19 protein-coding genes are annotated in these 21900 nt (G+C 69.8%); 9 read left to right on the plus strand and 10 right to left on the minus strand.

Features of this window, described 5'->3' with window-relative positions:
* Nucleotides 1-16 precede the first annotated feature (16 nt).
* Both HDA44_RS06615 and HDA44_RS06620 read left to right on the plus strand, forming a co-directional pair.
* Nucleotides 17-1729, plus strand: a complete 1713-nt coding sequence (locus HDA44_RS06615) for a glycerol-3-phosphate dehydrogenase/oxidase (protein WP_319041064.1) — start codon at nucleotides 17-19, stop codon at nucleotides 1727-1729.
* Nucleotides 1730-1868: 139 nt separating this feature from the next.
* The gene (locus HDA44_RS06620; RefSeq protein ID WP_184832201.1) at nucleotides 1869-3110 is read left to right on the plus strand and encodes a hypothetical protein; all 1242 of its coding nucleotides are present in this window, start codon (nucleotides 1869-1871) and stop codon (nucleotides 3108-3110) included.
* Nucleotides 3111-3128: 18 nt separating this feature from the next.
* Here HDA44_RS06620 and glpK read toward each other — a convergent pair whose 3' ends face one another.
* From glpK to HDA44_RS06645, 5 genes are all read right to left on the minus strand, one after another.
* Entirely contained in the window at nucleotides 3129-4646 is a 1518-nt protein-coding gene (glpK, locus tag HDA44_RS06625) for a glycerol kinase GlpK (RefSeq protein WP_184832202.1), read from the minus strand.
* 846 nt (nucleotides 4647-5492) lie between these two features.
* Nucleotides 5493-6251, minus strand: a complete 759-nt coding sequence (locus HDA44_RS38435) for an IclR family transcriptional regulator (protein ID WP_184832203.1) — start codon at nucleotides 6249-6251, stop codon at nucleotides 5493-5495.
* Between the two features lie 229 nt (nucleotides 6252-6480).
* Nucleotides 6481-9003, minus strand: coding sequence for an ABC transporter permease (locus tag HDA44_RS06635; RefSeq protein ID WP_184832205.1), 2523 nt, complete (start codon nucleotides 9001-9003; stop codon nucleotides 6481-6483).
* A complete protein-coding gene (locus HDA44_RS06640) occupies nucleotides 9003-9788 on the minus strand; it encodes an ABC transporter ATP-binding protein (protein WP_184832206.1) in 786 nt (261 codons plus the stop codon). Before HDA44_RS06640 ends, HDA44_RS06635 begins: the two co-directional genes overlap by 1 nt.
* A 58-nt stretch (nucleotides 9789-9846) precedes the next feature.
* A complete protein-coding gene (locus HDA44_RS06645) occupies nucleotides 9847-10734 on the minus strand; it encodes a RecB family exonuclease (protein WP_184832207.1) in 888 nt (295 codons plus the stop codon).
* Nucleotides 10735-10852: 118 nt separating this feature from the next.
* On the opposite strand from HDA44_RS06645, the gene HDA44_RS06650 reads away from it, so the two are divergent.
* On the plus strand, nucleotides 10853-12007 hold the full coding sequence (locus HDA44_RS06650) for a site-2 protease family protein (RefSeq protein ID WP_238352381.1): 1155 nt from the start codon (nucleotides 10853-10855) through the stop codon (nucleotides 12005-12007).
* A 5-nt stretch (nucleotides 12008-12012) separates the two neighbouring features.
* Here the strand turns inward: HDA44_RS06650 and HDA44_RS06655 are convergent, their stop codons facing one another.
* Complete coding sequence (locus tag HDA44_RS06655; protein ID WP_184832208.1) at nucleotides 12013-12843, minus strand: alpha/beta fold hydrolase; 831 nt, start codon at nucleotides 12841-12843, stop codon at nucleotides 12013-12015.
* Between the two features lie 88 nt (nucleotides 12844-12931).
* On the opposite strand from HDA44_RS06655, the gene HDA44_RS06660 reads away from it, so the two are divergent.
* The 4 genes from HDA44_RS06660 (at nucleotide 12932) to HDA44_RS06675 (ending at nucleotide 17119) form a co-directional block, all read left to right on the plus strand.
* Complete coding sequence (locus HDA44_RS06660) at nucleotides 12932-13627, plus strand: TetR/AcrR family transcriptional regulator (RefSeq protein WP_184832209.1); 696 nt, start codon at nucleotides 12932-12934, stop codon at nucleotides 13625-13627.
* Nucleotides 13628-13707: 80 nt separating this feature from the next.
* Entirely contained in the window at nucleotides 13708-14676 is a 969-nt protein-coding gene (locus tag HDA44_RS06665) for a tRNA (adenine-N1)-methyltransferase (protein ID WP_184832210.1), read from the plus strand.
* 196 nt (nucleotides 14677-14872) lie between these two features.
* Nucleotides 14873-16618, plus strand: coding sequence for a proteasome ATPase (gene arc, locus HDA44_RS06670; RefSeq protein WP_184832211.1), 1746 nt, complete (start codon nucleotides 14873-14875; stop codon nucleotides 16616-16618).
* 141 nt (nucleotides 16619-16759) lie between these two features.
* Nucleotides 16760-17119 carry a hypothetical protein gene (locus HDA44_RS06675; RefSeq protein ID WP_184832213.1) on the plus strand — a complete coding sequence of 120 codons (360 nt, stop codon included), beginning with the start codon at nucleotides 16760-16762 and terminating at the stop codon, nucleotides 17117-17119.
* Between the two features lie 70 nt (nucleotides 17120-17189).
* On the opposite strand, the gene HDA44_RS06680 is transcribed toward HDA44_RS06675, so the two are convergent.
* The 4 genes from HDA44_RS06680 to HDA44_RS06695 form a co-directional block, all read right to left on the minus strand.
* A complete protein-coding gene (locus HDA44_RS06680) occupies nucleotides 17190-18092 on the minus strand; it encodes a hypothetical protein (RefSeq protein WP_184832215.1) in 903 nt (300 codons plus the stop codon).
* Nucleotides 18089-18673 carry an RNA polymerase sigma factor gene (locus HDA44_RS06685; protein ID WP_202887213.1) on the minus strand — a complete coding sequence of 195 codons (585 nt, stop codon included), beginning with the start codon at nucleotides 18671-18673 and terminating at the stop codon, nucleotides 18089-18091. The genes HDA44_RS06680 and HDA44_RS06685 overlap by 4 nt, the downstream gene beginning before the upstream one ends.
* Nucleotides 18674-18745: 72 nt before the next feature.
* Nucleotides 18746-19504: a phosphotransferase gene (locus tag HDA44_RS06690; protein WP_184832219.1), complete on the minus strand. Its 759-nt coding sequence runs from the start codon at nucleotides 19502-19504 to the stop codon at nucleotides 18746-18748.
* Nucleotides 19501-20013: an NUDIX hydrolase gene (locus HDA44_RS06695; protein ID WP_184832221.1), complete on the minus strand. Its 513-nt coding sequence runs from the start codon at nucleotides 20011-20013 to the stop codon at nucleotides 19501-19503. Before HDA44_RS06695 ends, HDA44_RS06690 begins: the two co-directional genes overlap by 4 nt.
* A 73-nt stretch (nucleotides 20014-20086) precedes the next feature.
* Here HDA44_RS06695 and dop point away from each other — a divergent pair, with 73 nt between their 5' ends.
* Nucleotides 20087-21607 carry a depupylase/deamidase Dop gene (gene dop / locus HDA44_RS06700; RefSeq protein ID WP_184832223.1) on the plus strand — a complete coding sequence of 507 codons (1521 nt, stop codon included), beginning with the start codon at nucleotides 20087-20089 and terminating at the stop codon, nucleotides 21605-21607.
* A 75-nt stretch (nucleotides 21608-21682) separates the two neighbouring features.
* Nucleotides 21683-21892: a ubiquitin-like protein Pup gene (locus tag HDA44_RS06705; protein ID WP_184832225.1), complete on the plus strand. Its 210-nt coding sequence runs from the start codon at nucleotides 21683-21685 to the stop codon at nucleotides 21890-21892.
* Nucleotides 21893-21900 lie beyond the last annotated feature (8 nt).

Below are 21900 nucleotides of genomic sequence, written 5' to 3' on the forward strand. Positions count from 1 at the left end.
CGGAAGGAACACCACAGTGGCTGTAGTGGCTCTGTCACCGCAAGCAAGGGCCGCCGCGATCGACGCGATGGCCGACGGACGGGAACTGGACGTCCTGGTGATCGGTGGCGGGGTGGTCGGCACCGGCTCGGCGCTCGATGCCGCGACCCGGGGCCTGACCACCGGACTGCTGGAGGCCCGCGACTTCGCGAGCGGGACCTCCAGCCGGTCCAGCAAGCTGATCCATGGTGGCCTGCGCTACCTGGAGATGCTGGACTTCCGGCTCGTGCACGAGGCGCTGCAGGAGCGCGGCCTGCTCCTGCAGCGCCTGGCACCGCACCTGGTCAAGCCGGTGCCGTTCCTGTACCCGCTCCAGCACCGCTGGTGGGAGCGGTTCTACGCGGGCGCGGGCGTCGCGCTGTACGACGGGATGGCGGTCACCTCCGGGCTTGGCGCCGGGCTGCCGATCCACCGGCACCTGACCCGGCGGGGCGCGATGCGGCTGGTTCCGTCGCTGAAGAAGTCCGCGCTGGTCGGCGCGTTGCAGTACTACGACGCGCAGGTCGACGACGCGCGGCACACGATGGAGCTGGCGCGGACCGCGGCCTCGTACGGCGCGCACGTGGCAAACCGCGTCAAGGTCACCGGCTTCCTGCGCCAGGGTGAGCGCGTCACCGGCGTGCAGGCGAAGGACCTGGAGAGCGGTCGCGAGTTCGAGGTACGGGCCAAGCAGGTCGTGAACGCGACCGGGGTCTGGACCGACGACACGCAGGCGATGGTGGGGGAGCGCGGGCAGTACCACGTCCGCGCTTCGAAGGGCATCCACCTGGTCGTACCGAAGGACCGGATCCAGTCCAGCACCGGGATGATCCTGCGGACCGAGAAGTCGGTGCTGTTCATCATCCCGTGGGGCCGGCACTGGCTGATCGGCACGACCGACACCGACTGGCACCTGGACAAGGCGCACCCGGCGGCGACGAGCAAGGACATCGAGTACCTGCTCGACCATGTGAACGCGGTCCTCACCACGCCGTTGACCCGGGAGGACGTCGAGGGCGTGTACGCCGGTCTGCGGCCGTTGCTCGCGGGCGAGTCGGAGAGTACGTCGAAGCTGTCCCGCGAACATGTCGTCGCGCACGCCGCACCCGGTCTCGTGGTGGTTGCCGGGGGCAAGTACACGACGTATCGGGTGATGGCCAAGGACGCGATCGACGCGGCCGCGGACGCGCTCGACGGGCGGGTACCGCGCAGTGTCACGAAGAACATTCCGCTGGTCGGCGCGGACGGCTATCAGGCGCTGTGGAACCAGCGGTACCTGTTGTCGCAGCGGTCCGGTCTGCACGTCGCCCGGATCGAGCACCTGCTCAACCGGTACGGCGTACTGGTCAACGAGGTGCTCGCACTGGTCGAGGAAGACCCGTCGCTGGGCGAGCAACTGCCCGGCACGCAGGACTACCTGAAGGCCGAGATCGTGTACGGCGCCAAGGCCGAAGGTGCTCGGCATCTCGACGACATCCTGGCCCGGCGGACCCGGATCTCGATCGAAGCCTGGGACCGCGGCGTCGGCGCCGCCGAGGCAGCCGCCCGCCTGGTCGCCCCGGTCCTCGGCTGGGACCAGGCCACCATCGACCGGGAGGTGTCGTTCTACCTGCAGCGAGTCCAGTCCGAACGCGACTCCCAGGACCAGCCGGACGACGAGTCAGCCGACAAGGTCCGCCTGGGCGCCCCCGACATCGTCTCCCCAGCCTGACCGACCGCCCCGGAGGGGTGAGGAGGGCCGCGATCGCGCGGCCCTCCTCGATCATTTCGACCCAGATCGAAAGGCCGGTCCGCTGACCTCGGCCGATGGAAGGTTGATCCCGACGGCAAGTCGCAGTTGGGAGATGCCGATGGCTATCAGGTTCGGACGCGGGAAGAACAAGCCGGTGTACACCGGGATCAACACCCAGGAGCAGCAGCAGAGCATTGACAAGATCCGCTCCCTGCGCCGGAACTCGCGCGGCCACCGGCCGGACGCCGACGCATTGGACAGCCGCGACATCGAGGTCGGGTCCAGGATCGAGCGGATCGCACTGATCACCCGGGAGCTGAGCGGGCTTCCCGGCGGCGGCAACGGCTGGTGGCATGCCGAACGGAGCCGTCGGGACGACCTGCAGATCTGGTTCGACCGGAATTCCAGGCCGGTAGGTCCGGAAGGCACTCTGAACGTCGGTGGCCGGGCGTGGGAAGTGATCGGCGAAATGACCGGGCAGAGCCGCGCCGGCTTCGGGCAGCCGGCTTTCGGTTCGGCTGTCGAAGAGCAGCGTGACGTCTTGTTCGCGCTGGTCGCCGAGGAGGCCGATCGCGCCGCGATCGGCGCTCCGGACGCGCCACCGCACCGGCCGCCGTACGAAGCCAGCGGCCCCGGCTATCCGCGGCAGCGGCTGAACTCGCTGGCCGTCAGCGAGATCTGGTTGCAGCAAAAGTTCGGCGAGGTCGTGGACGCGATGCGTACCGATGGCATCGTCAGCGACCAGACTGCCCGCCGATTGCTGGCCCAAGCGCCCAAGGATGTGGCGGTGGTGGCGAGCTACGGCCGGGCGCTGGCTGATGGCACGCTGGACCCGAAGAGCTACCAGGAACGGACGGCAAGGCCGGCGAACCTCCAGCTGAGTCGATCCGCGACCGCCGTTCAGGGTCTTCTCGACGACCTGGCCAAGCAGGCAGGCGCGAACCCGCGGCTGTTCATCCGCGAGGTCCATCTCGCGTCGCCCCCGCAGAAGTCGTGGCAGATCGCAGGTCGTCTGCTGGCGAACTCGCCGCTGCAGGCTCAGTCTCCGGAGAAGTACCTGGAAACCAAGGAGCAGCTGAGCGTCGTGGTCGAAGCGCAACTCGGCACACTGACCGCGACGGCTCCCCGCGATCCTGAAGCGGCCCGCGAGCAGGCTCGTGCCGGGATTCTCGAGGCGCTCGGAAAGCTGGAAGCCGCCGCGGCGACTCCCGAAGCACCTGCCGTCCAGGAGAAGTTCATCGATCCCCGAGTTGGCGTCGCTCAGCCCGGTGGCGCCTCGGCGCCGCCGCCGGGGAGCGCGGGTGGGGCACGCCCGGACCATCTGAAGTCGCACAACCACGGCCAGCAGCTGGGCTCGTAGCCTCAGGGCATCTGGTCCTCAGGGCATCTGGTCCTCGGGGCGGATCCAGTTGAAGGTGCGTTGGACGGCGGACTGCCAGTTGGCGTACTCGGATGCGCGTCGGGCCGGGTCCATATGCGGCATCCACTGGCCGGCGCGGTGCCAGTTGCTGCGTAGTCCCTCCAGATCGGGCCAGTAGCCGACCGCGAGACCGGCCGCGTACGCGGCGCCGAGTGACACCGTCTCGCTCACCATCGGCCGGACAACCCGGACATCGAGCAGATCGGCGAGGAACTGCATCAGCAGGTTGTTCGCGGTCATGCCGCCGTCGACCTTCAGCGCGGTCAGCGCGATCCCCGAATCAGCGTTCATCGCGTCGACCACTTCGAGCGTCTGAAAGCCGGTCGCCTCGAGTACGGCCCGGGCCAGATGACCTTTGGTGATGTAGCCCGTAAGTCCGGCGATCACCCCGCGGGCCTCACTGCGCCAGTGCGGGGCGAACAGCCCGGAGAACGCCGGCACGATGTACGCCCCGCCGTTGTCGTCGACCGTCCGCGCCAGCGTCTCGATCTCGGCGGCGGTGTGGATCATCCCGAGCCCGTCCCGGAACCACTGCACCAGCGACCCGGTCACGGCCATCGAGCCTTCGAGCGCGTACGTCGCCGGGTGCTCGCCGATCCGGTACGCGACCGTGGTCAGCATCCCGTGCTTCGACCGGACGATCTCCTGGCCGGTGTTCATCAGCAGGAACGATCCGGTGCCGTACGTGCACTTCGCCTCGCCTGGACTGAAACACGTCTGACCGAACAACGCCGCCTGCTGATCACCCAGCGCGGCGCCGATCCGGACGCCCGGAAGTACGTCCGTCGCCGTACCGAACACTCCGGACGACGGCCGGATCTCGGGCAGGATCGCGCGCGGCACGTCGAAGGCGGCGAGCAGCGTGTCGTCCCATTCGAGCGTCTCGATGTTCATCAGCATCGTCCGGCTCGCGTTGGTCACGTCCGTGACATGCAGACCACCGGACGCACCACCGGTGAAGTTCCAGATCAGCCAGGTCTCCATCGTGCCGAACAGCACTTCACCACGCTCCGCGCGCCGGCGCAGCCCCGGCGTGTGGTCGAGCATCCAGCGGATACGCGGCGCCGAGAAGTACGTCGTCAACGGCAGGCCGCACAGGTCGGCGAAACGGTCCGGGCCGTCGTCGCCCTCCAGTTCGGTGACGAGCCGATCGGTACGGGTGTCCTGCCAGACGACCGCATGCCCGATCGGTTCGCCCGTCCGGCGATCCCAGAGCAGACTGGTCTCCCGCTGATTGGTGATGCCGATGGCAACGACCTGCGACGCCGCGGCCCCGATCTGCCGAATCGCGGCCGGCACCACCCGGGTCACGTTCCGCCAGATCTCCGCCGCGTCATGCTCGACCCACCCCGGCCGCGGAAACACCTGCCGATGCTCCCGCTGAGCCACCGAAACCAGCCGCCCCCGCCGATCGAACAAGATGCACCGAGTCGAGTTCGTCCCCTGATCCACCGCCGCCACATACTGCTCAGCCATCAACCCACCCCCCAACCAGCCCACCCACGCCCATCCCCCCGCCCCGCCAACCACCCCGCCCGACGCCCGCCCAGCCACTCCACCCCACGCCCGGCCAACCACCCCACCCGACGCCCGTACACCCGTCCGCCCCGACGCCCGCGCGCCCACCCCGCCCAACATCCGCGCGCTCGCCCTGCCCGACGCCCGGCCAACCGCCCCGCCCGACGTCCGCGTGCCCACCCCGCCCAACATCCGCGCGCTCGCCCTGCCCGACGCCCGGCCAACCGCCCCGCCCGACGTCCGCGTGCCCACCCCGCCCAACATCCGCGCGCTCGCCCTGCCCGACGCCCGGCCAACCGCCCCGCCCGACGTCCGCGCGCCCACCCCGCTCGATGCCCCACCCCGCTCCCGTGCGCCCGCCCCGCCCGACGCCCGTGCGCGCACCCGGCTCCACGCCCGGCCAGCCACCCCGCCCGACGCCTGTGCACCCGCCCGCCCCTACACCCGTGCGCGCGCCCGGCCCCACGTCCGTACGCCTGCCCCGCCCCACGCCCGTACGTCGGCCCCGCCCGACGCCCGGGCGCGCGTCCGCGCTCGCCGGCATTTCAGGGGTTAACCCCTGAAATGGACCGTTCACCACACGCATGCGATGGGTGAAGGCGCCGCCCCGGGGGTTAACCCCTGAAATGGCGACGGCGGCGGTGGCGAGGGCGGTGGCGGTGGCGGTGGTGGCGGTGGTGCCGGACGCAGCGACGGCCGCGGTGGCGGCGGCGGTGGCGGTGGGACCAGTGGGACCGGTGGGACTGGCGGGACCGGTGGGAGTGGCAGGGGTGGCGGGTGGTGGGGAGGGTGAGGGGTGGGTGGTCATGTGTCGTCCCGGAGGTCGCGGGCGATGGCTTGGGCGGTGGCTTGGACCATGGTGACGAGGTCGGGGCGGTGGCGGAGTTTGCTGTCGCAGATGCGTTCCACCCGGCCGGCGAGGCCGACGGCGCCGACCACGAGGCCGCCGAGGCCGCGGATCGGGGCGGCGATGCTCGCGAGCTCCACGGTGTGCTCTTCGAACTCGCCGGCCCAGCCCCGCGCCCGTACGGTCGCCAGCTCCTTGGACAGTCGAGCCGGGTCGGTGATGGTCCGGGTCGTGTACGCCTCCAGCCGGCGTGGTTGTGCCGCGCCACTGGTGTCGTACGCGAGGACCGCCTTTCCGAGGGCGGTCGCGTGCGGCGGGAGCGTCGTACCGACGTCGAGGTTCTGGTCGCTGTCGTCCGGGCGGAAGACGTGATGCACGACCTCGACCTTGCCTTCGACCAGCCGGCCGACCCGGACCACCTCGCCGCTGCGGGAGGCGAGGGAGTCGGCCCAGTTGATCGCGCGGCTGCGCAGCTCGTTCGGGTCCAGGTAGCTTTCGCCGAGGCGGCCGAACGCGTCGCTCAGGTGGTAGTGCGCGCCGCTGTGGTCCTGTTCGACGAAGCCGACCTGGTGCAGCGTACGGAGGATGCCGTGCACGGTGGTTTTGGCGAGGCCGAGCGCGTTGGCGAGGTCCGCGACGCCGAGACCGTCCGGCGCGGCGGCGAGCAGTCGCAGCACCGCCGCGGCCCGCTCGATCGACTGCACGGTCCCCGGCACACCCGCAGGCTACCCGTGAAGTCACCCACCTGGCTCCACCTCGCCGCGCCGCCTACGCCGGGCCGTCCGCCGGGGAGCAGTTCCAGTCGGCGCCACTCACCGCGAGGCGTCCGCCGGGGAGCAGGTCCAGTCAGCCCCACTCGCCCCGAGGCGACTGCCGGGGGAGTAGGTGCAGCCGGCCGCACTCGCCCCGGGGCGACTGCCCGGGAGCAGGTCCGGCCGGTGTCACTCACTCGGACGCGATCGCCCGGAGCACGTCGAGTCGGGCCGCGCGGCGGGACGGCCAGACGGCGGCCAGTACGCCGAAGCACCCGGCGACCACGGCCGCGATCACCAGTTGGAGGACCGGGATGTCGCGTACGCCGAGCCCGTTGTCCACCATCGCGGACTGCACCGACGCGGCGATCCCGACGCCGAGCAGCAGCCCGAGCACCGTGCCGAGCAGGGTGATCGCGATCGACTCGACCCGCAGCATCCGGCGCAGCTGCGGCCGGTCCATCCCGATCGCGCGCAGCAGCCCGATCTCCCGGGTCCGCTCGACCACGCCGAGCGCGAGCGTGTTCACGATGCCGAGCAGCGCGATCAGGATCGCCATCGCCAGCAGGAACCCGATTCCGGCCAGCACACCGTTCACCGGCGCGCGGGCAGTCGCGGCGTACGCGTGCTGGTCGCGCACCTGGATCGACGGGTAGTCCTTGCTGACCTGATCCAGGATCCCGGCCCGTACCTGGCCCACCTGCTTGCCTTCGGCAACATCTACGTAGAGGGTCCGGTCGGTCGCGGTGCCGCCGACGGACTCGTATGCCGGGATGGACAGCACGACGCCGTTCAGCTGCCGGTTCGGGGCCAGGATCGCGCCGACCGTGAGCTTGTGCTTGCCGGTCGCGGTCGCCAGTTCGATGCTCTTGCCGACCGTCACGTCCAGCGTTTTCGCCAGGTTGCGGGGGAGCACGGCCTGGCCCTTGGCCAGCACGGCCGCGGAACCGCTGTCGTACTTGACCGTGATCGGCCCGTCGAGCGTGCCGTCGCTGACGCCGGTGACCTGGACGGTGGCGGTGCCGACCTGACCGTCGAGCCGGCGGACCTGGTGCACGGACCGTACGCCGTCGACCTTCGCGGCCCGGTCGGCGACCTGCGGGCTGAAGCTCAGCGATCCGCCGGACTCGACGACGATCTCGGAGTTGCCGAGGTCGTCCGAGATGGACTGGTCGATCGATGCCTTCACCGACGCGGCGAGCACCAGCAGGCCGCTGATCAGCGAGACCGAGATCATCAGGGCGGACGCGGTCGCGGACGTACGCCGCGGGTTGCGCTCGGCGTTCCGGCGGCCGAGGGTAACCGGGGCCTTCCGGCCGAACGGCGACATCAGCGCGCGGACGACGTACCGGCTGATCAACGGGCCGAGCAGAACCACGCTCAAAATCACCATGGTGCCGCCGAAGACGATCAGGATGGCGCCGGGCAGGCCGCCCGCGTTCAGGCCGATCGCGTACATCACCAGTGCCATCAGCAGCATGAACGCGCCGATCAGGACCCGGACCAGGATCGACCGCTCCGGGACGGTCACGTCGTCGCGCATCGCGGCGATCGGCGGCAGCTTGCCGGCCCGGCGCGCGGCCGGGATGGCGGCGGCGACGGTGATCCCGACGCCGAGCAGGTACGAGGCGATGACCGTTGCCGGGGTGACCTGGAGTGACGCGGACGGGATCGGCAGGTCGAGCGACTCGTACACGAGCTGGCTGATGACCGCGACGCCGATGCCGATCAGCAGCCCGAGTGTCGACCCGGCGACACCGATCGTGACGCTCTCGGCGAGAACAGTGCCGGTGACCTGACCGCGGGACGCACCGATCGCGCGCAGCATCGCGAGCTCGCGGGACCGCTGCGCGACGACCATCGAGAACGTGTTCACGATCAGGAACGCGCCGACGAACAACGCGATCCCGGCGAACACGACCAGGACGCCGCTGACCCCGCCGAAGGTGCTGTCGAGCTCGCGCTCACCGTCGGCGGTGACCTGTTTGGCGGTACGGACCTTGACCGAATCGCCGAGTGCCGTCGAGACCGCCGTACGCACGGTGTCCGCATCGGCGCCTGGTTTGAGCGCGATCGAGATCGACGTCCAGCCGGTCGTACCGAGCAGCAGCCGCTGCGCGGTGGCGCCGTCGAAGCTGACCATCGGCGCACCTGCCGCGGCATCGGAGGCCGCGGGCGTGATGATCGCGGCCAGGGTCGCGGTGACGGATTCGGTCGGCGTGACGACGCGGACCTGGTCGCCGAGGTGGTAGCCGGCCCGGTTGACCGTCGCCTCGTCCATGGCCAGTTGACGTCCGCCCGACGGCGGCGTGCCGGTGATCAGCTTGAACGGCGCGGTCCGGGCGTCGCGCGGCCAGGACGCGCCGAAGCCCGTCCCGTTGTTCGCGTCGACCGGCTTGCCGTCCGGGGTGAGGACCTGGACGCCGCCGACCAGGAGCTGCGGCGTGGCGACCGCGACGCCGGGTACGGCACTGATCGTGTCGGCGAGCGTGGACTGGAAGGTCGCCGGACGGTCCGTACCGGCGTCGATCGGGGCGACCGGGGTGACGGTGAGATCGGCCGTACTGACCGCGAAGTTCTTCTTCAGCGCGGTGGACAAGGTGTCGGTGAAAACCATCGCGCCGCTCGCGAACGCGATGCCGAGGGTGACCGCGACCGTACACAGCAGGAACCGGAGCCGGTGCGCGAGGACCGACCGGACAGCGAGCTTGAGCATCAGCCGGCCAGGTGTTCGGCGCCGGCCGCTTCGAGCTGCTTCATCGTGTCGAGCACCGACTCGGCGGTCGGGTCCACCAGCTCGGACTCCAAGGTGCCGTCGGCCAGGAAGAGCACCCGATCGGCGTACGCGGCGGCGGCCGGATCGTGGGTGACCATCACGACCGTCTGATGGAAATCCCGTACGGATCGGTGCAGGAACGCCAGCACGTCGGCCGACGACCGCGAGTCGAGGTTGCCGGTCGGCTCGTCGGCGAACACCACGTCCGGCCGGGAGACCAGCGCGCGGGCACAGGCGACCCGCTGCTGCTGACCGCCGGACAGCTCAGCCGGTTTGTGGCTCAGCCGGTCGGTCAGACCGATCGTGTCGATCACCGTGGTGAGCCAGTCCTGATCCGGTTTGCGGCCGGCCAGGTCGAGCGGCAGCGTGATGTTCTCCAGCGCGGTCAGCGTCGGGACCAGGTTGAACGCCTGGAAGACGAAGCCGATCCGGTCGCGGCGCAGGTGGGTGAGCTGCTTCTCGGGCAGCTTGGTCAGGTCAACGTCACCAAGGAACACCTGCCCGTCCGACGGCTTGTCCAGGCCGGCGAGACAGTGCAGCAACGTGGACTTCCCGGAGCCCGACGGGCCCATGATCGCGGTGAACCGGCCCTTGCCGAAGTCCGCGCTCACGTCGGCCAGCGCTTCCACCCGGGTCTGCCCGCCGCCGTACACCTTCCACACGCCGGCGGCGCGCACCGCAACCTCACCCAGCGTGCCTGCCGCGCCCGTTGCGTCCACTGTCATGCGACGAACGCTATCCACCCAAGGTTCCTCCGCGACGGCCGACTCAGGTGTTCACCCCTCAGCCGTCGACGCCGACCAGGTCGACGCCGGCCGATTCGGCCGCGACTTCCTCCACCGAACGGGTCGGCAGCGGCGGTGGCGTGCCACCCCAGGCCGGGCAGATCGCCTTGTGGTCGCACCAGTCGCACAGCGGGCCCGGGCTCGGTCGCCAGTCGCCCGAGTCGAGCGCACGGGTGATCGCGGTCCAGAGCGCCGACACCTTGCGCTCGCAGGCGCGGAGATCGGCCTCATCGGGTACGTACCGGACGATTTCGCCGTTGCCCAAGTACACGAGCTGGAGCATCGCCGGCACGACGCCGCGCAGCTTCCACAGCACCAAGGCGTAGAACTTCATCTGGAACAGTGCCTTCGCCTCGAAGAACTCCGACGGCGAGCGGCCGGTCTTGTAGTCCACCACCCGGAGCTCCCCGGTCGGCGCGACATCGAGCCGATCGACATACCCACGCAGGACCAGACCCGAGTCGAGCGCTGTCTCGACATACAGCTCCCGCTCGGCGGGCTCCAACGCGTTCGGGTCTTCGAGAGTGAAGTACTTGCTGAGCAGTTGGTGCGCCTCGGCCAGCCATTTCGCCAACTCGTCACCACTCGCGTCGTCCGCGAACAACTCGGCGATCTCGGGCTCCTCCTCGATCACCCGCTGCCATTGCGGCTCGAGCATCTCGGCGGCCTGCTCGAGGGTGCGTTGACCGCGCGGCAGGTCGAACAATCGCTCCAGCACGGCATGCACGACCGTCCCGCGGACGGCGGCCGGTGACGGTTTCTCCGGTAGCCGGTCCACGACGCGGAACCGGTACTTGAGCGGGCAGCTCATGAAGTCCGCGGCGCGGGACGGGGACAGCGCCCCACGCGGGTGCTGGTGCGGATCGGCTGCTGGTGCGACGCTCATGCAAGAACCCTAGGCGCAACCACCGACAGTTCGCGCCCGCCCCACACCGCGGCTGTGGAAAACCCTGGAGGGTGGGTGCGTCGCACGGAGTTACCGGTGGCCAAGTAGCGTTGCCTTGATGCCAGAATCGCGTGACCCTCAGACCCCAGCCCAGCCGGCCGGCCCGCCGCCGCCCGGTACCTGGGTGCTCGGCCGTGTCCGCGGCATCCGGCTGACGATGCGGTTCACCTGGCTGCCGGTGGCTATGCTGCTGGCGCTCGGCTTCGCGACCATCATCGGGCGGCAGTTCCCCGAGCTCGGCAACTGGCGGTACCTGGCCGCCTTCGCGTTCGTGGTCGCGTTCACGCTGTCGATCCTGGTGCACGAGCTCGCGCACGCGCTGATGGCGATGAAGTTCGGCATCGGCGTCTCCGAGATCAACCTCGGCTTCTTCGCGGCCGGTACGCACATCGAGGGGGAGCGGAAGTCCCCGCTCGAGGAGTTCGCGGTCTCTGTGGTCGGCCCGATCGCGTCGCTGCTCGTCGGCGGGCTCGCGTACTTCGCCTCCCGCGCCTTCGACGAGGGCGTCGGGTACGTGGCGCTCTGGGAGCTCGGCGTCGCCAACCTGATCGTCGGTGTCACCAACCTGTTGCCCGGTCTGCCGCTGGACGGCGGCTGGGTGCTGCGCGCGATCGTCTGGAAGTTCACCGGCAACATGCACACCGGCACCCTGGTCGCGGCCTGGGCCGGCCGGGTGCTGGCGATCTCGGTGCTGGCGGCGCCGGTGCTGCTGGAGGAGATCTGGGGCCGGCCGGCGTCGATGATCGACTTCGTGATCGCGTTACTCGTCGGCTTCTTCCTCTGGAGCGGCTCGACCGCTTCGCTCATGCAAGCGCGGCTGCGGCGAAAGCTGCCCGCGCTCCAGGTGCGTACGCTGGCCCGCCGCGCGATCGCCGTACACTCCGGGACCCCGCTGTCCGAGGCGGTCCGGATGGCGTCCGAGTCGCACGCCGGCGCGGTCGTGGTGATCGACGGCGACGGCAAGCCGCACGCGCTGGTGTCCGAAACCGCGGTCGCGGCGGTGGCACCGAACCAGCGGCCGTGGACCTCGGTCAGCGAGGTTTCCACCCGGATCGCCGCGGGCCACATCATCGGCGTGAACGACACCGGCGAGGAGATCCTGGCCAACCTCCGCGCCCAGCCCGCGTCGGAGTACCTGGTCCTGGACGCCGACGGCGGCGTCTACGGCGTCCTCGCCACCGCCGACGTGGAAAAGGCCTTCCGCGGCCGCTGACCGGCTCAGGCGAAGAACTCCCGTAGCGTCCGGGCAACCTGCGCCGGGCCGCCGTCGTTGGTCGGGCCGGAGTGGTCGAGCTTGTCGAAGGTCTGCCGCGAGGACCTCGGGAGCGCTCCGGTCAGCGCGTCGAGTGCCGGCCCGAAGTAGGCCGGGCTGCGGCCGCCGGCGAGCAGCAGGACGCCGGCTTCGACGGCGGCGTAATCGTTGGTCGTATCCGCCAGTTCCGCCACCAGCATCAGGTCCGCGGCCATTGTCGGGACCAGCTCAGCGAGCGGGACGTCGTCGCCCTTCGGCCGCTGCAACCGCAGCGCGAGCTTGAGCAGCGGCATCAGCGCGAATCGTGGAACCTTGGCGAAGACCGGATCCACGCGCAAACCCTTGAGTGCGGTGACGAGCGCGGAGACGGTCCGTCCGGCGGCGATCTCACGGTGGTAACGCGGCGCCCAGCCGACCGGGACCGAGCCGTCGACGGACAGCGGCGGCTCGTAGAGCGCGATGCGTTCGACGGCGGGCGTCCGTAGTGCCGTTCGCAGTGCGATGAGCGCGCCGGAGCTCAGCCCGAACACCCGCGACGCGCCGGTCCCCTTCAGCAGCGCCTGCAGGTCCTCGACCTCGCGATCGATGCCGAACCGCGGACCGTGTGGACCGCTGCGGCCGCGCCCGCGACGGTCGGGTACGTAGGCGGTGCAGTCGCCGGCCAGCGCCTCGGCAAGCTCGGTCAGGTCCTGCGCCGCCAGCATCGAACCGTGCACCAGGACCACCGCGGGCCCCTGCCCGAACCGCCGATAGCTGATCTCGGTGCCGTCGGCAGACACCACCGATCCTGTTTCCATCCGAATCTCCCTCCGATTCTCCGGCAAAACCCGGCAACGGTGTTCGCAGTAACCGTACTGCGAACACTGTGCGCAGTAAACTCCTGGCATGGACAAACCACCGATCTGGCTCCGCCCGGAGCGCGCCGCTCGCGGTCCCCGGCCGGCGCACAGCCGGGCCGAGATCGCCGAGGCCGCCGTCCGCGTGGCCGACACCGACGGGCTGGAGGCAGTGTCGATGCGGCGCGTGGCCGCCGAGCTCGGTACCGGCACGACCTCGCTGTACCGCTACGTCGACGGCAAGGACGAGCTGTTCGACCTGATGGTCGACCAGGCGATGGGCGACCGTCCGCTGCCGGTCCCGACCGGTGATTGGCGGACCGATCTGCGCGCCCTCGCCGACACCCAGCGGGCCCGCGCGTTGCGGCATCCATGGCTCGTCAGACTGCCGGCAACCAGGCCGGTCCTCGGTCCGAACATGCTGGCCTGGCTCGAGGCGACGTACGCCGCGGTCGACGCGCCCGGCCTGTCCGCGGACGAGGTGCTCGCGCAGGCGTCGACCTTGCTGACCTTCGTCCGCGGTCACGTCCTGGAGGAACTGGCCGAGCGCGAATCCAGCCAGGCGATGGCGGACTGGCTGGCCCAGCAGTCGCGGTACGGCGAGCGCGTGATCAGGAGCGGGGACTATCCGCACCTGAGCCGGATGATGATCGAGGCCGGGACGCCGCACGCCGACGACCGGTTCGACCGGCTGTACGAGCGGAGCCTCGGGCACGTGCTGGCAGGCCTCGCCGCGGAGCGCTGAGCCCGGGCGATCCGCACGACCTGGTCCTCAACCACGCCGATGTGCGGGCGGCGATCACCGAAAGTTAAGGTGAGCGCCTTATGGCTGACTTGCGTGACTTTCCCGATCAGGCGTTCTCCGGGGTCCATCACGGACCGCTGCAGGAGGGTGAGTGGATCACCCTGCAGGACTCGAAGGGCCGCCGGCACTCGGTCAAGCTGGAGCGCGGGAAGATCTTCCACACCACCAAGGGCGGGATCGCGCACGACGAGCTGATCGACGGTCCGGACGCGGTGGTGATCCGCTCCAAGGGCAACGTCGAGTACCTGGCGCTGCGGCCGCTGATGGCCGACTACTCGGTCTCGATGCCGCGCGGCGCGGCGGTGATCTACCCGAAGGACACCGCCCAGATCGTCACCATGGCCGACATCTTCCCGGGCGCCAAGGTGGTCGAGGCCGGCGCCGGTTCGGGCGCGCTGACCACCGCGCTGCTGCGGGCGGTCGGGATTCACGGGCAGGTGATCTCGTACGAGCGGCGGGAGGACTTCGCCGCGGTCGCGCGGAAGAACGTGACCGACTTCTTCGGCGCCGAGCACCCGGCCTGGCGGCTCGAGGTCGGCGACCTGGTGGAGCTGTTGACGGAGCGGGACGTCGACCGGGTCGTACTGGACATGCTGGCGCCCTGGGAGTGCGTCGACGTGGTCGCGGCGGCGCTGTCGCCCGGCGGGGTGTTCTGCGCGTACGTGGCCACCACGACGCAGCTGAGCCGGTTCGTGGAGACGCTGCGGGCGCACGGTGAGTTCACCGAGCCGCGCGCGTGGGAGTCGCTCGTGCGAGACTGGCACGTGGAGGGGCTCGCCGTCCGTCCGGGGCACCGGATGCAGGGTCACACGGCCTTCCTGGTCACCGCACGGCGGATGGCGCACGGGGTGCAGGCACCTCGCAAGAAGCGCCGTCCGGCACCGGGCGCGTACGGCGACGACTACGCCGGCCCGCGGCGCGCCGAACCCGGCCCGGAATCGCCCGGCGACATGCCGACGGCAACCACCGAATCCACAACCAACCCATGATGGGATTCGACATCCCATCCGCAACCCGCGTGGTGGGATTCAGCTTGGCACGCGACACCCCGGCCACAACCGGCGCGTGCTGGGATTCGGCTCGGCGGGCGGCATCCCATCCGCAACCGACACGTGATGGGATTCAGCTTGCCCGGCGAGGTTTTCTGGGTAAGGTCCATAGGGTCGAGCCCCACATGGTGAGGTGATGATCGTGGCTGGAGACGAGAGTCCTACCGCGGCAGAACTGCGTAACCAGGTCCGGTACCTGGAGGCCGAAGTCGCGGCGTTGCGACGACGGCTGCTCGAGCACCCGGCGGACAGCCGGTCGCTCGAGGGCAGGCTGTCCGAAACCCAGGCCTCCTTGGCGAGTGTCACCGCTCAGAACGAGCGGCTGGCGGACACGCTGCGCGAGGCGCGAGAGAAGATCATCGCCCTGAAGGAGGAAGTCGACCGGCTGGCCCAACCGCCGTCCGGGTTCGGCACCTTCCTCGGACGCAACGATGACGACACGCTGGACGTGTTCACCGGCGGCCGGAAACTCCGGGTCGCGGCGAGTCCGTCGGTCGACCTGGAGGCGCTCCAGCTCGGCCAGGAACTGATGCTGAACGAAGCACTCAACGTGGTCGAGGCCTGCGACTTCGAGGTCGTCGGCGACGTGGTGATGCTGAAGGAGCTGCTCGCCGACGGTGAGCGGGCGCTGGTGATCGCGCAGGCGGACGAGGAACGGGTGGTCCGGCTGGCCACGCCGCTGCTCGACATCCCGCTGCGGGCCGGTGACTCGCTGCTGCTCGAGCCCCGCTCCGGGTATGTGTACGAGAAGATCCCGAAGTCCGAGGTCGAGGAGCTGATCCTCGAAGAGGTGCCGGACATCGACTACACCCACATCGGTGGTCTCGGTGGTCAGATCGACCAGATCCGGGACGCGGTCGAGCTGCCGTACCTGCACAAGGAGTTGTTCCTCGAGCACGAGCTGAAACCGCCGAAGGGCGTGCTGCTGTACGGCCCACCCGGCTGTGGCAAGACGCTGATCGCGAAGGCAGTGGCGAACTCGCTGGCCAAGAAGGTCGCCGAGCGGACCGGTGCCGAGGGCCAGAAGTCGTTCTTCCTGAACATCAAGGGCCCGGAGCTGCTGAACAAGTACGTCGGTGAGACCGAGCGGCACATCCGCCTGGTCTTCCAGCGGGCCCGTGAGAAGGCGTCCGAGGGGATGCCGGTGATCGTGTTCTTCGACGAGATGGACTCGCTGTTCCGGACCCGTGGCTCCGGCGTCTCGTCGGACGTCGAGAACACCATCGTCCCGCAGCTGCTGAGCGAGATCGACGGTGTCGAAGGCCTGGAGAACGTGATCGTGATCGGAGCCTCGAACCGTGAGGACATGATCGATCCGGCCATCCTGCGGCCCGGCCGGCTGGACGTGAAGATCAAGATCGAGCGCCCGGACGCGGAGGCGGCCCGGGACATCTTCTCCAAGTACCTGACCACCGGCCTGCCGCTGCACACCGACGACCTGAACGAGTTCAGCGGTGACCGGCAGGCCTGCGTGGACGGGATGATCCAGCGCACCGTCGAGCGGATGTACACCGAGGCCGACGAGAACCGGTTCCTGGAGGTCACCTACGCGAATGGCGACAAGGAGGTCCTGTACTTCAAGGACTTCAACTCGGGCGCGATGATCCAGAACATCGTCGACCGGGCGAAGAAGATGGCGATCAAGGCGTTCCTGGACGAGAACCAGAAGGGCCTGCGGGTGCAGCACCTGCTGCAGGCCTGCGTGGACGAGTTCAAGGAGAACGAGGACCTGCCGAACACCACCAACCCGGACGACTGGGCCCGGATCTCCGGCAAGAAGGGCGAGCGGATCGTGTACATCCGTACGCTCATCTCCGGCAAGCAGGGCACCGAGCCCGGCCGGTCGATCGACACGGCCACGAACACGGGTCAGTACCTGTAGAACGAGTGCACGACAGCCGCCCCCACGCCGTACGGTGTGGGGGCGGCTGTCGTTCGTCCCTGGTCGGGGTAGTGCTAACCCCCGGTGGGATCGGGGGTTTCCCCCATTGGTCCGGCCGGTGCGGGGCCGTAACTTGCTGCTATGGCGACGGACGAGGTGCGCAAGGACCTGCGGGCGGCGGTGGCGGCCCGCCAGGAGCTCGGCCCGGAGTACGAGGACGAGATCATCGACAGCTTCCTGGCGAAGCTCGACCAGCGGGACGTACATCGCCGCGCCGGCCTGCTGCCCGAGGCGATGCCTGATCGGCCCGATCAGCCGGTGCGGCGGCCGATGAGCCGCGAAACCGACCCTGGTGGCCTCGCCCTGGCGATCGTGTCGATCGTCGCCGCGATCCCGATCACCGCGATCTCGGCCAGCATGATGGGCAAGTTCGGGGTGCTGATCTGCTGGGCCGGCCTGGTCGGCATCAACTACGCCCGAGCGATCGCCCGCCGCCGCTGACCGAGGTCGGCGGCGGCGGGCGGCACCGGCCGCGGAACAGCGGTCGATGGCCCGAGGTGCCCGGCTGCCGTCAGCTGGTCGGGAGTTGCTTGCCGTGGGCGTCGAAGGCCCGGACTTCCGTCGTCAGGCGCTGGCCGGAGGTGAACTTGCCGCCCGCTTGGACCTCGGTGTAGGCGAAGCCGTCGGTGACGACGCCGCTGGTCCACGGGCCTGGCTTGCCGTTCAGGACATAGCGGGCTTCGACCTTTGCCACGTCCGGGTGCGCGCGGTACAGCCGCCACGCCTGCAGCGTGCGGAGGTCCATCGTGAAGTCGCCGTCCGTGACGGCGAGCGTCACGAGCGCGTGCTGCGCGGTGGGTTCCGCCTTCCAGCCCTTGTCGCTGACCCGCCCGACCGATGCGCTCGCTCCGACCTCAGCGCTCGGAGGCGTCCGCATCATGCAGTACCGGTACCCGAGCTTGGCGAAGTCGGGAGCGCCGCCGGACCCCGGCTTGCGAGGATCGCCGGTCGGACGATCACCACTCCGCGGCGGCGTCCGCGTCGTGGCGGCCTTCCCGGGCGCCTGCGGGTTGACGGCCAGGGCGACCATCATCGTGCTGTCCGTGGTGATACCGCGGACGTGGCGGCTCCAGACGAGCTTTCCCCGACCGGTCTCGTCCGGGAACTGGCAGCTGGCGAGCAGCTTGGCCACGTCGGCCGCCGGCACCGTCCCGAGGTCGACGCCCACTTTCGCCGCCGGCGAGGCGATCGGCCCCGACGGACCGGCGACTCCGGCATCGGGTGACTGGCTGGTGACGACCAGGGTGCCGGCGACCACGGCCGCGACCGCTCCGACACCCACCACGGGGGCTGCCCAGCGGGCCAGCGGCCGCCGGTTGGTGGGCCGGGCCCGCTCCATCAAGCGATTGCGGAGCCGGGCTCGCTCGGCGGCGGTCAGCGGCGGGACGCGCGGCGGTTCGAGATCGGTGGTCATGTCAGCTCCTCGGTGAGGTCGACCCGGCTGAGCAGGTCGGGGAAACGGCGGCGGGTGCGGTGCAGGCGGGCCTTGACGGTCCCGGCCGGTACGCCGAGGGCATCGGCGGCCTCGACGATGGTGAGTCCGGACCAGACAACGAGTTCGAGCGTCTCGCGCTCGTGCCGGGGGAGTTGCGCGACGGCCCGCCGGATCACCGACATCCGGCGCTCGTCGTCCAGGCGCCGGGCGACGTCCGGGGCGTGGTCGACGTGCGGGAGGGGTGGCGGGAGCCGGTCGATCAGTCCGCGGAGCCGATTGGCGGTCCGGGCCAGCGCCCGGCACTCGTTGCCGGCCACGACCAGCAACCAGCCACGGGCGGTCGCGCCGGTGAGTGGGCCAGGTGGATTGCCCTGGAACCGCCGCCAGGTGCTCAGGAACGTCGCCTGGACGACGTCGTCTGCCGTACTCCAGGACGCGGTCCGGCGGAACGCGAACGCCCGGACGTCGTCGGCGTACCGGTCGAACAACTCGCCGAGGGCGAAATGGTCGCCGACGCGCAACCGTTCCCACAACTCCTGGTCGGCGGATCCCGTAGCCATCGACGGCTCCGTATCGTCAGTCAGGATGATCTTCACATCAGTTAGTGACCGGGCACCGGCCGGAAGGTTGCATCAGAGCGCTCGCTCGACCTCCCGGATCCCGCTCGCGACCTCGTCGGGCAGGTCGAGCCGCAGCCCACGGTGTACGCCGTACCAGGGGCTCAGGCGCGCCCAGTCCGTGGCCCGGGCGATCAGGTCCGGCGTGGGCTCGTACGCGGCCGTGGCAGCCGCCGCGACGGTCGCCGGGGCGCCGTTCAGGAGCCAGCAGAGGTCGAGTGCCGGGTCGCCGATCACGGCGTCCGTCCAGTCGATGATGCCGGTGATCCGATCACCCGTCATCAGGATGTGGTCCGGACCGAAGTCGCAGTGGATGAGAGCTGTCCGTACTTCGGCCACGCGGTCCAGCAGCTCGTGTGCCGTGGTCCGGACCGCTGCCGGAAGCAGCGGTACGATGAGCGTCCGGAAATCGTCCAGCTCGGCCGACTTCCGCGCTCGTGCGGCCGGAGCGTCGAGTGCGCCGTGGTGGACCGCCTCGGACGGGTCGACGGCGTGCAGCGCCTTGAGAAACGCGCCCAGCTCGCGGCCGATCGCCGTACCGCGCCCGTTCCCAGTGGCGCCGTCGGTGAACGGCTCGCCAGGCAGCATCAGATGACGTACACCGTCGACGGTCGCCTCAGGCGCCGGGACCGGGAGCGGGAGCTGCGGAGCGAGCCAGGGGAGTAGCGTCGTTTCGGCGCGCAGTCGCGGCCGGACCTCGTCGCGCCGAGGCGACCGATAGATCCAGTCACCTTCGATCCACGCGTGGCTGTCCCAGCCTTCGATGATCGTCACGCCAGGCTCCGGACGTACGCGTCGAGCAGACCGACCGTGTCCGGCATGAAGGACCACTCCGGGTCGTCCAGCTTCGCGACGAGCTCGCTCGGCGACATCCAGGCACCCCACGCGACCTCCTCCGGCTGGTGCCGCACCGGGCCGTCCCAGACACAGGTGTACAGGTACGCGTGGTACCGGGTGTTCTCGTCGGCGTAATCACCTTCCGGCAGCCGGGTCAGCTCGGTGCCCGTGATCCCGAGCTCCTCGTCGAGCTCGCGGACGACCGCGTGGAACGGTTCTTCACCGGCTGCCACGACCCCGCCGGCGGTGAAGTCGTACCGGCCTGGGTACACGTCCTTGGTCGGCGTGCGGCGATGGACGTAGATGTCACCGGCCGGATTCCGGACGACCACGCCGGTGGCGGAGTGCCGCAGGTTGTCGCGGCGCATCACCGACCGCGGCGCGGACCCGATGATCCGGTTGCCGTCGTCGAGCAACGCGACCAGCTCGTCCTCCTGTTCGTGCATTCAGGCAGTTTCGCAGGTAACCCTGTGGACACGGCAACGCGTTTAGTCGTTCCTACCGCGTAGGCTCAACTCCATGAGTGTTCGGCGGATCATGGGTACCGAAACGGAGTTCGGGATCTCGGTGCCAGGCCAGCCCGGGGCGAACCCGATGCTGACCTCGAGCCAGGTGGTGAACGGCTACGCGCAGACGCAGCCACTCGCGCGCAAGACGCGGTGGGACTTCGACGAGGAGCATCCGCTCCGGGACGCGCGTGGGTTCGACCTCAGCCGGGAGGTGGCGGACTCCAGCCAGCTCACCGACGAGGAGACCGGCCTGGCGAACGTGATCCTTACCAACGGCGCCCGGCTGTACGTCGACCACGCCCACCCGGAGTACTCGGCGCCCGAGACCACCAACCCGCGCGACGCGGTGGTCTGGGACAAGGCCGGCGAGCTCGTGATCATGGAGGGCGCGCGCCAGGCCCGGCTGATCCCTGGCGCGCCACAACTCAACCTGTACAAGAACAACGTCGACAACAAAGGCGCCTCGTACGGGTCGCACGAGAACTATCTGATGCGCCGGTCGACCCCGTTCGCGTCGATCGTGCGGCACCTGACCCCGTTCTTCGTGAGTCGTCAGGTAGTCACCGGCGCCGGTCGCGTCGGGATCGGCCAGGACGGCGCGACGCACGGCTTCCAGATCAGCCAGCGGGCCGACTACTTCGAGGTCGAGGTCGGCCTGGAGACGACGCTGAAGCGGCCGATCATCAACACCCGGGACGAACCCCACGCGAACCCGGACCGCTACCGCCGGCTGCACGTGATCATCGGCGACGCGAACCTGTCCGAGCTCTCCACGTACCTGAAGGTCGGCACCACGTCACTGGTGCTGGCGATGATCGAGGACGGCTGGCTCACCGACGATCTGGGCGTCGACCGGCCGGTGACCACGCTGCACGAGGTCAGCCACGACCCGTCGTGTACGCAGCTGCTGACCCTCAAGGACGGCCGCAAGATCACCGCGGTCCAGCTGCAGACGGAGTACCTGGAGCAGGCCCGCAAGTACGTCGAGGACAAGTACGGCGACGACGCGGACCGGCAGACCAAGGACGTGCTGCACCGCTGGGAGCAGGTCCTGGACCAGCTCGCGACCGATCCGATGGGGTTGTCCGACCAGCTCGACTGGGTCGCGAAGTACAAGCTCCTCCAGCAGTACCGGGATCGCGACGGCCTGGACTGGGACGACTCGAAGCTGCACCTGATCGACCTGCAGTACGCCGACCTGCGTCCGGACAAGGGCCTGTACTACCGGTTGGTGAAGTCCGGCCGGATGCAGCGGATCGTGACCGACGAGGAGATCCGGATGGCGGTCGCGCATCCGCCCACCGACACCCGGGCGTACTTCCGCGGCCGGTGCATGCAGCAGTACGCGCCGCAGGTCGCGGCGGCCTCCTGGGACTCGGTGATCTTCGATCTGCCGGGCAAGGAATCGCTGCAGCGGATCCCGACGCTGGACCCGCTCCGGGGCACCAAAGCGCATGTCGGGGCACTTCTTGACCAATGCGACACCGCAAGTGACCTGGTTCGCACCATTACTGGGGGTGCCGCCGGGTAGGGTCGCCGTATACGGAGAAACACTGCGCCGGCCGGTTGGGCGGCCGGCGCGGGCGGCGGTTCTAGGAGGTGGCAGATGGCGAAGGACGGCGGTCAGCAGCACAAGCAGCCGAAGCGTTCGTCGACCGAGGAAGAGGTCGCGCAGGTCGAGGCGTCGGAGGATGTCCAGGAGCGCAAGGAACGGCTCGACGACGACGTCGATTCGATCCTGGACGAAATCGACGAGGTCCTGGAGGAGAACGCCGAGGAATTCGTCCGCGGATTCGTGCAAAAGGGTGGGGAGTGAACCGCTCG

The organism is Kribbella solani (assembly GCF_014205295.1).
Taxonomy (GTDB): Bacteria; Actinomycetota; Actinomycetes; order Propionibacteriales; family Kribbellaceae; genus Kribbella; species Kribbella solani.

What these genes read in the sequence shown, in the direction of transcription:
- HDA44_RS06620 (WP_184832201.1), top strand. Translation starts at nt 1,869, where the DNA reads ATGGCTATCAGGTTCGGACGCGGGAAGAACAAGCCGGTGTACACCGGG.
- glpK (WP_184832202.1), bottom strand. Translation starts at nt 4,646, where the DNA reads ATGGCTGAGCAGTATGTGGCGGCGGTGGATCAGGGGACGAACTCGACT.
- HDA44_RS06635 (WP_184832205.1), bottom strand. Translation starts at nt 9,003, where the DNA reads ATGCTCAAGCTCGCTGTCCGGTCGGTCCTCGCGCACCGGCTCCGGTTC.
- HDA44_RS06640 (WP_184832206.1), bottom strand. Translation starts at nt 9,788, where the DNA reads ATGACAGTGGACGCAACGGGCGCGGCAGGCACGCTGGGTGAGGTTGCG.
- HDA44_RS06645 (WP_184832207.1), bottom strand. Translation starts at nt 10,734, where the DNA reads ATGAGCGTCGCACCAGCAGCCGATCCGCACCAGCACCCGCGTGGGGCG.
- HDA44_RS06650 (WP_238352381.1), top strand. Translation starts at nt 10,853, where the DNA reads ATGCCAGAATCGCGTGACCCTCAGACCCCAGCCCAGCCGGCCGGCCCG.
- HDA44_RS06655 (WP_184832208.1), bottom strand. Translation starts at nt 12,843, where the DNA reads ATGGAAACAGGATCGGTGGTGTCTGCCGACGGCACCGAGATCAGCTAT.
- HDA44_RS06660 (WP_184832209.1), top strand. Translation starts at nt 12,932, where the DNA reads ATGGACAAACCACCGATCTGGCTCCGCCCGGAGCGCGCCGCTCGCGGT.
- HDA44_RS06665 (WP_184832210.1), top strand. Translation starts at nt 13,708, where the DNA reads ATGGCTGACTTGCGTGACTTTCCCGATCAGGCGTTCTCCGGGGTCCAT.
- arc (WP_184832211.1), top strand. Translation starts at nt 14,873, where the DNA reads ATGATCGTGGCTGGAGACGAGAGTCCTACCGCGGCAGAACTGCGTAAC.
- HDA44_RS06675 (WP_184832213.1), top strand. Translation starts at nt 16,760, where the DNA reads ATGGCGACGGACGAGGTGCGCAAGGACCTGCGGGCGGCGGTGGCGGCC.
- HDA44_RS06680 (WP_184832215.1), bottom strand. Translation starts at nt 18,092, where the DNA reads ATGACCACCGATCTCGAACCGCCGCGCGTCCCGCCGCTGACCGCCGCC.
- HDA44_RS06685 (WP_202887213.1), bottom strand. Translation starts at nt 18,673, where the DNA reads ATGGCTACGGGATCCGCCGACCAGGAGTTGTGGGAACGGTTGCGCGTC.
- HDA44_RS06695 (WP_184832221.1), bottom strand. Translation starts at nt 20,013, where the DNA reads ATGCACGAACAGGAGGACGAGCTGGTCGCGTTGCTCGACGACGGCAAC.
- dop (WP_184832223.1), top strand. Translation starts at nt 20,087, where the DNA reads ATGAGTGTTCGGCGGATCATGGGTACCGAAACGGAGTTCGGGATCTCG.
- HDA44_RS06705 (WP_184832225.1), top strand. Translation starts at nt 21,683, where the DNA reads ATGGCGAAGGACGGCGGTCAGCAGCACAAGCAGCCGAAGCGTTCGTCG.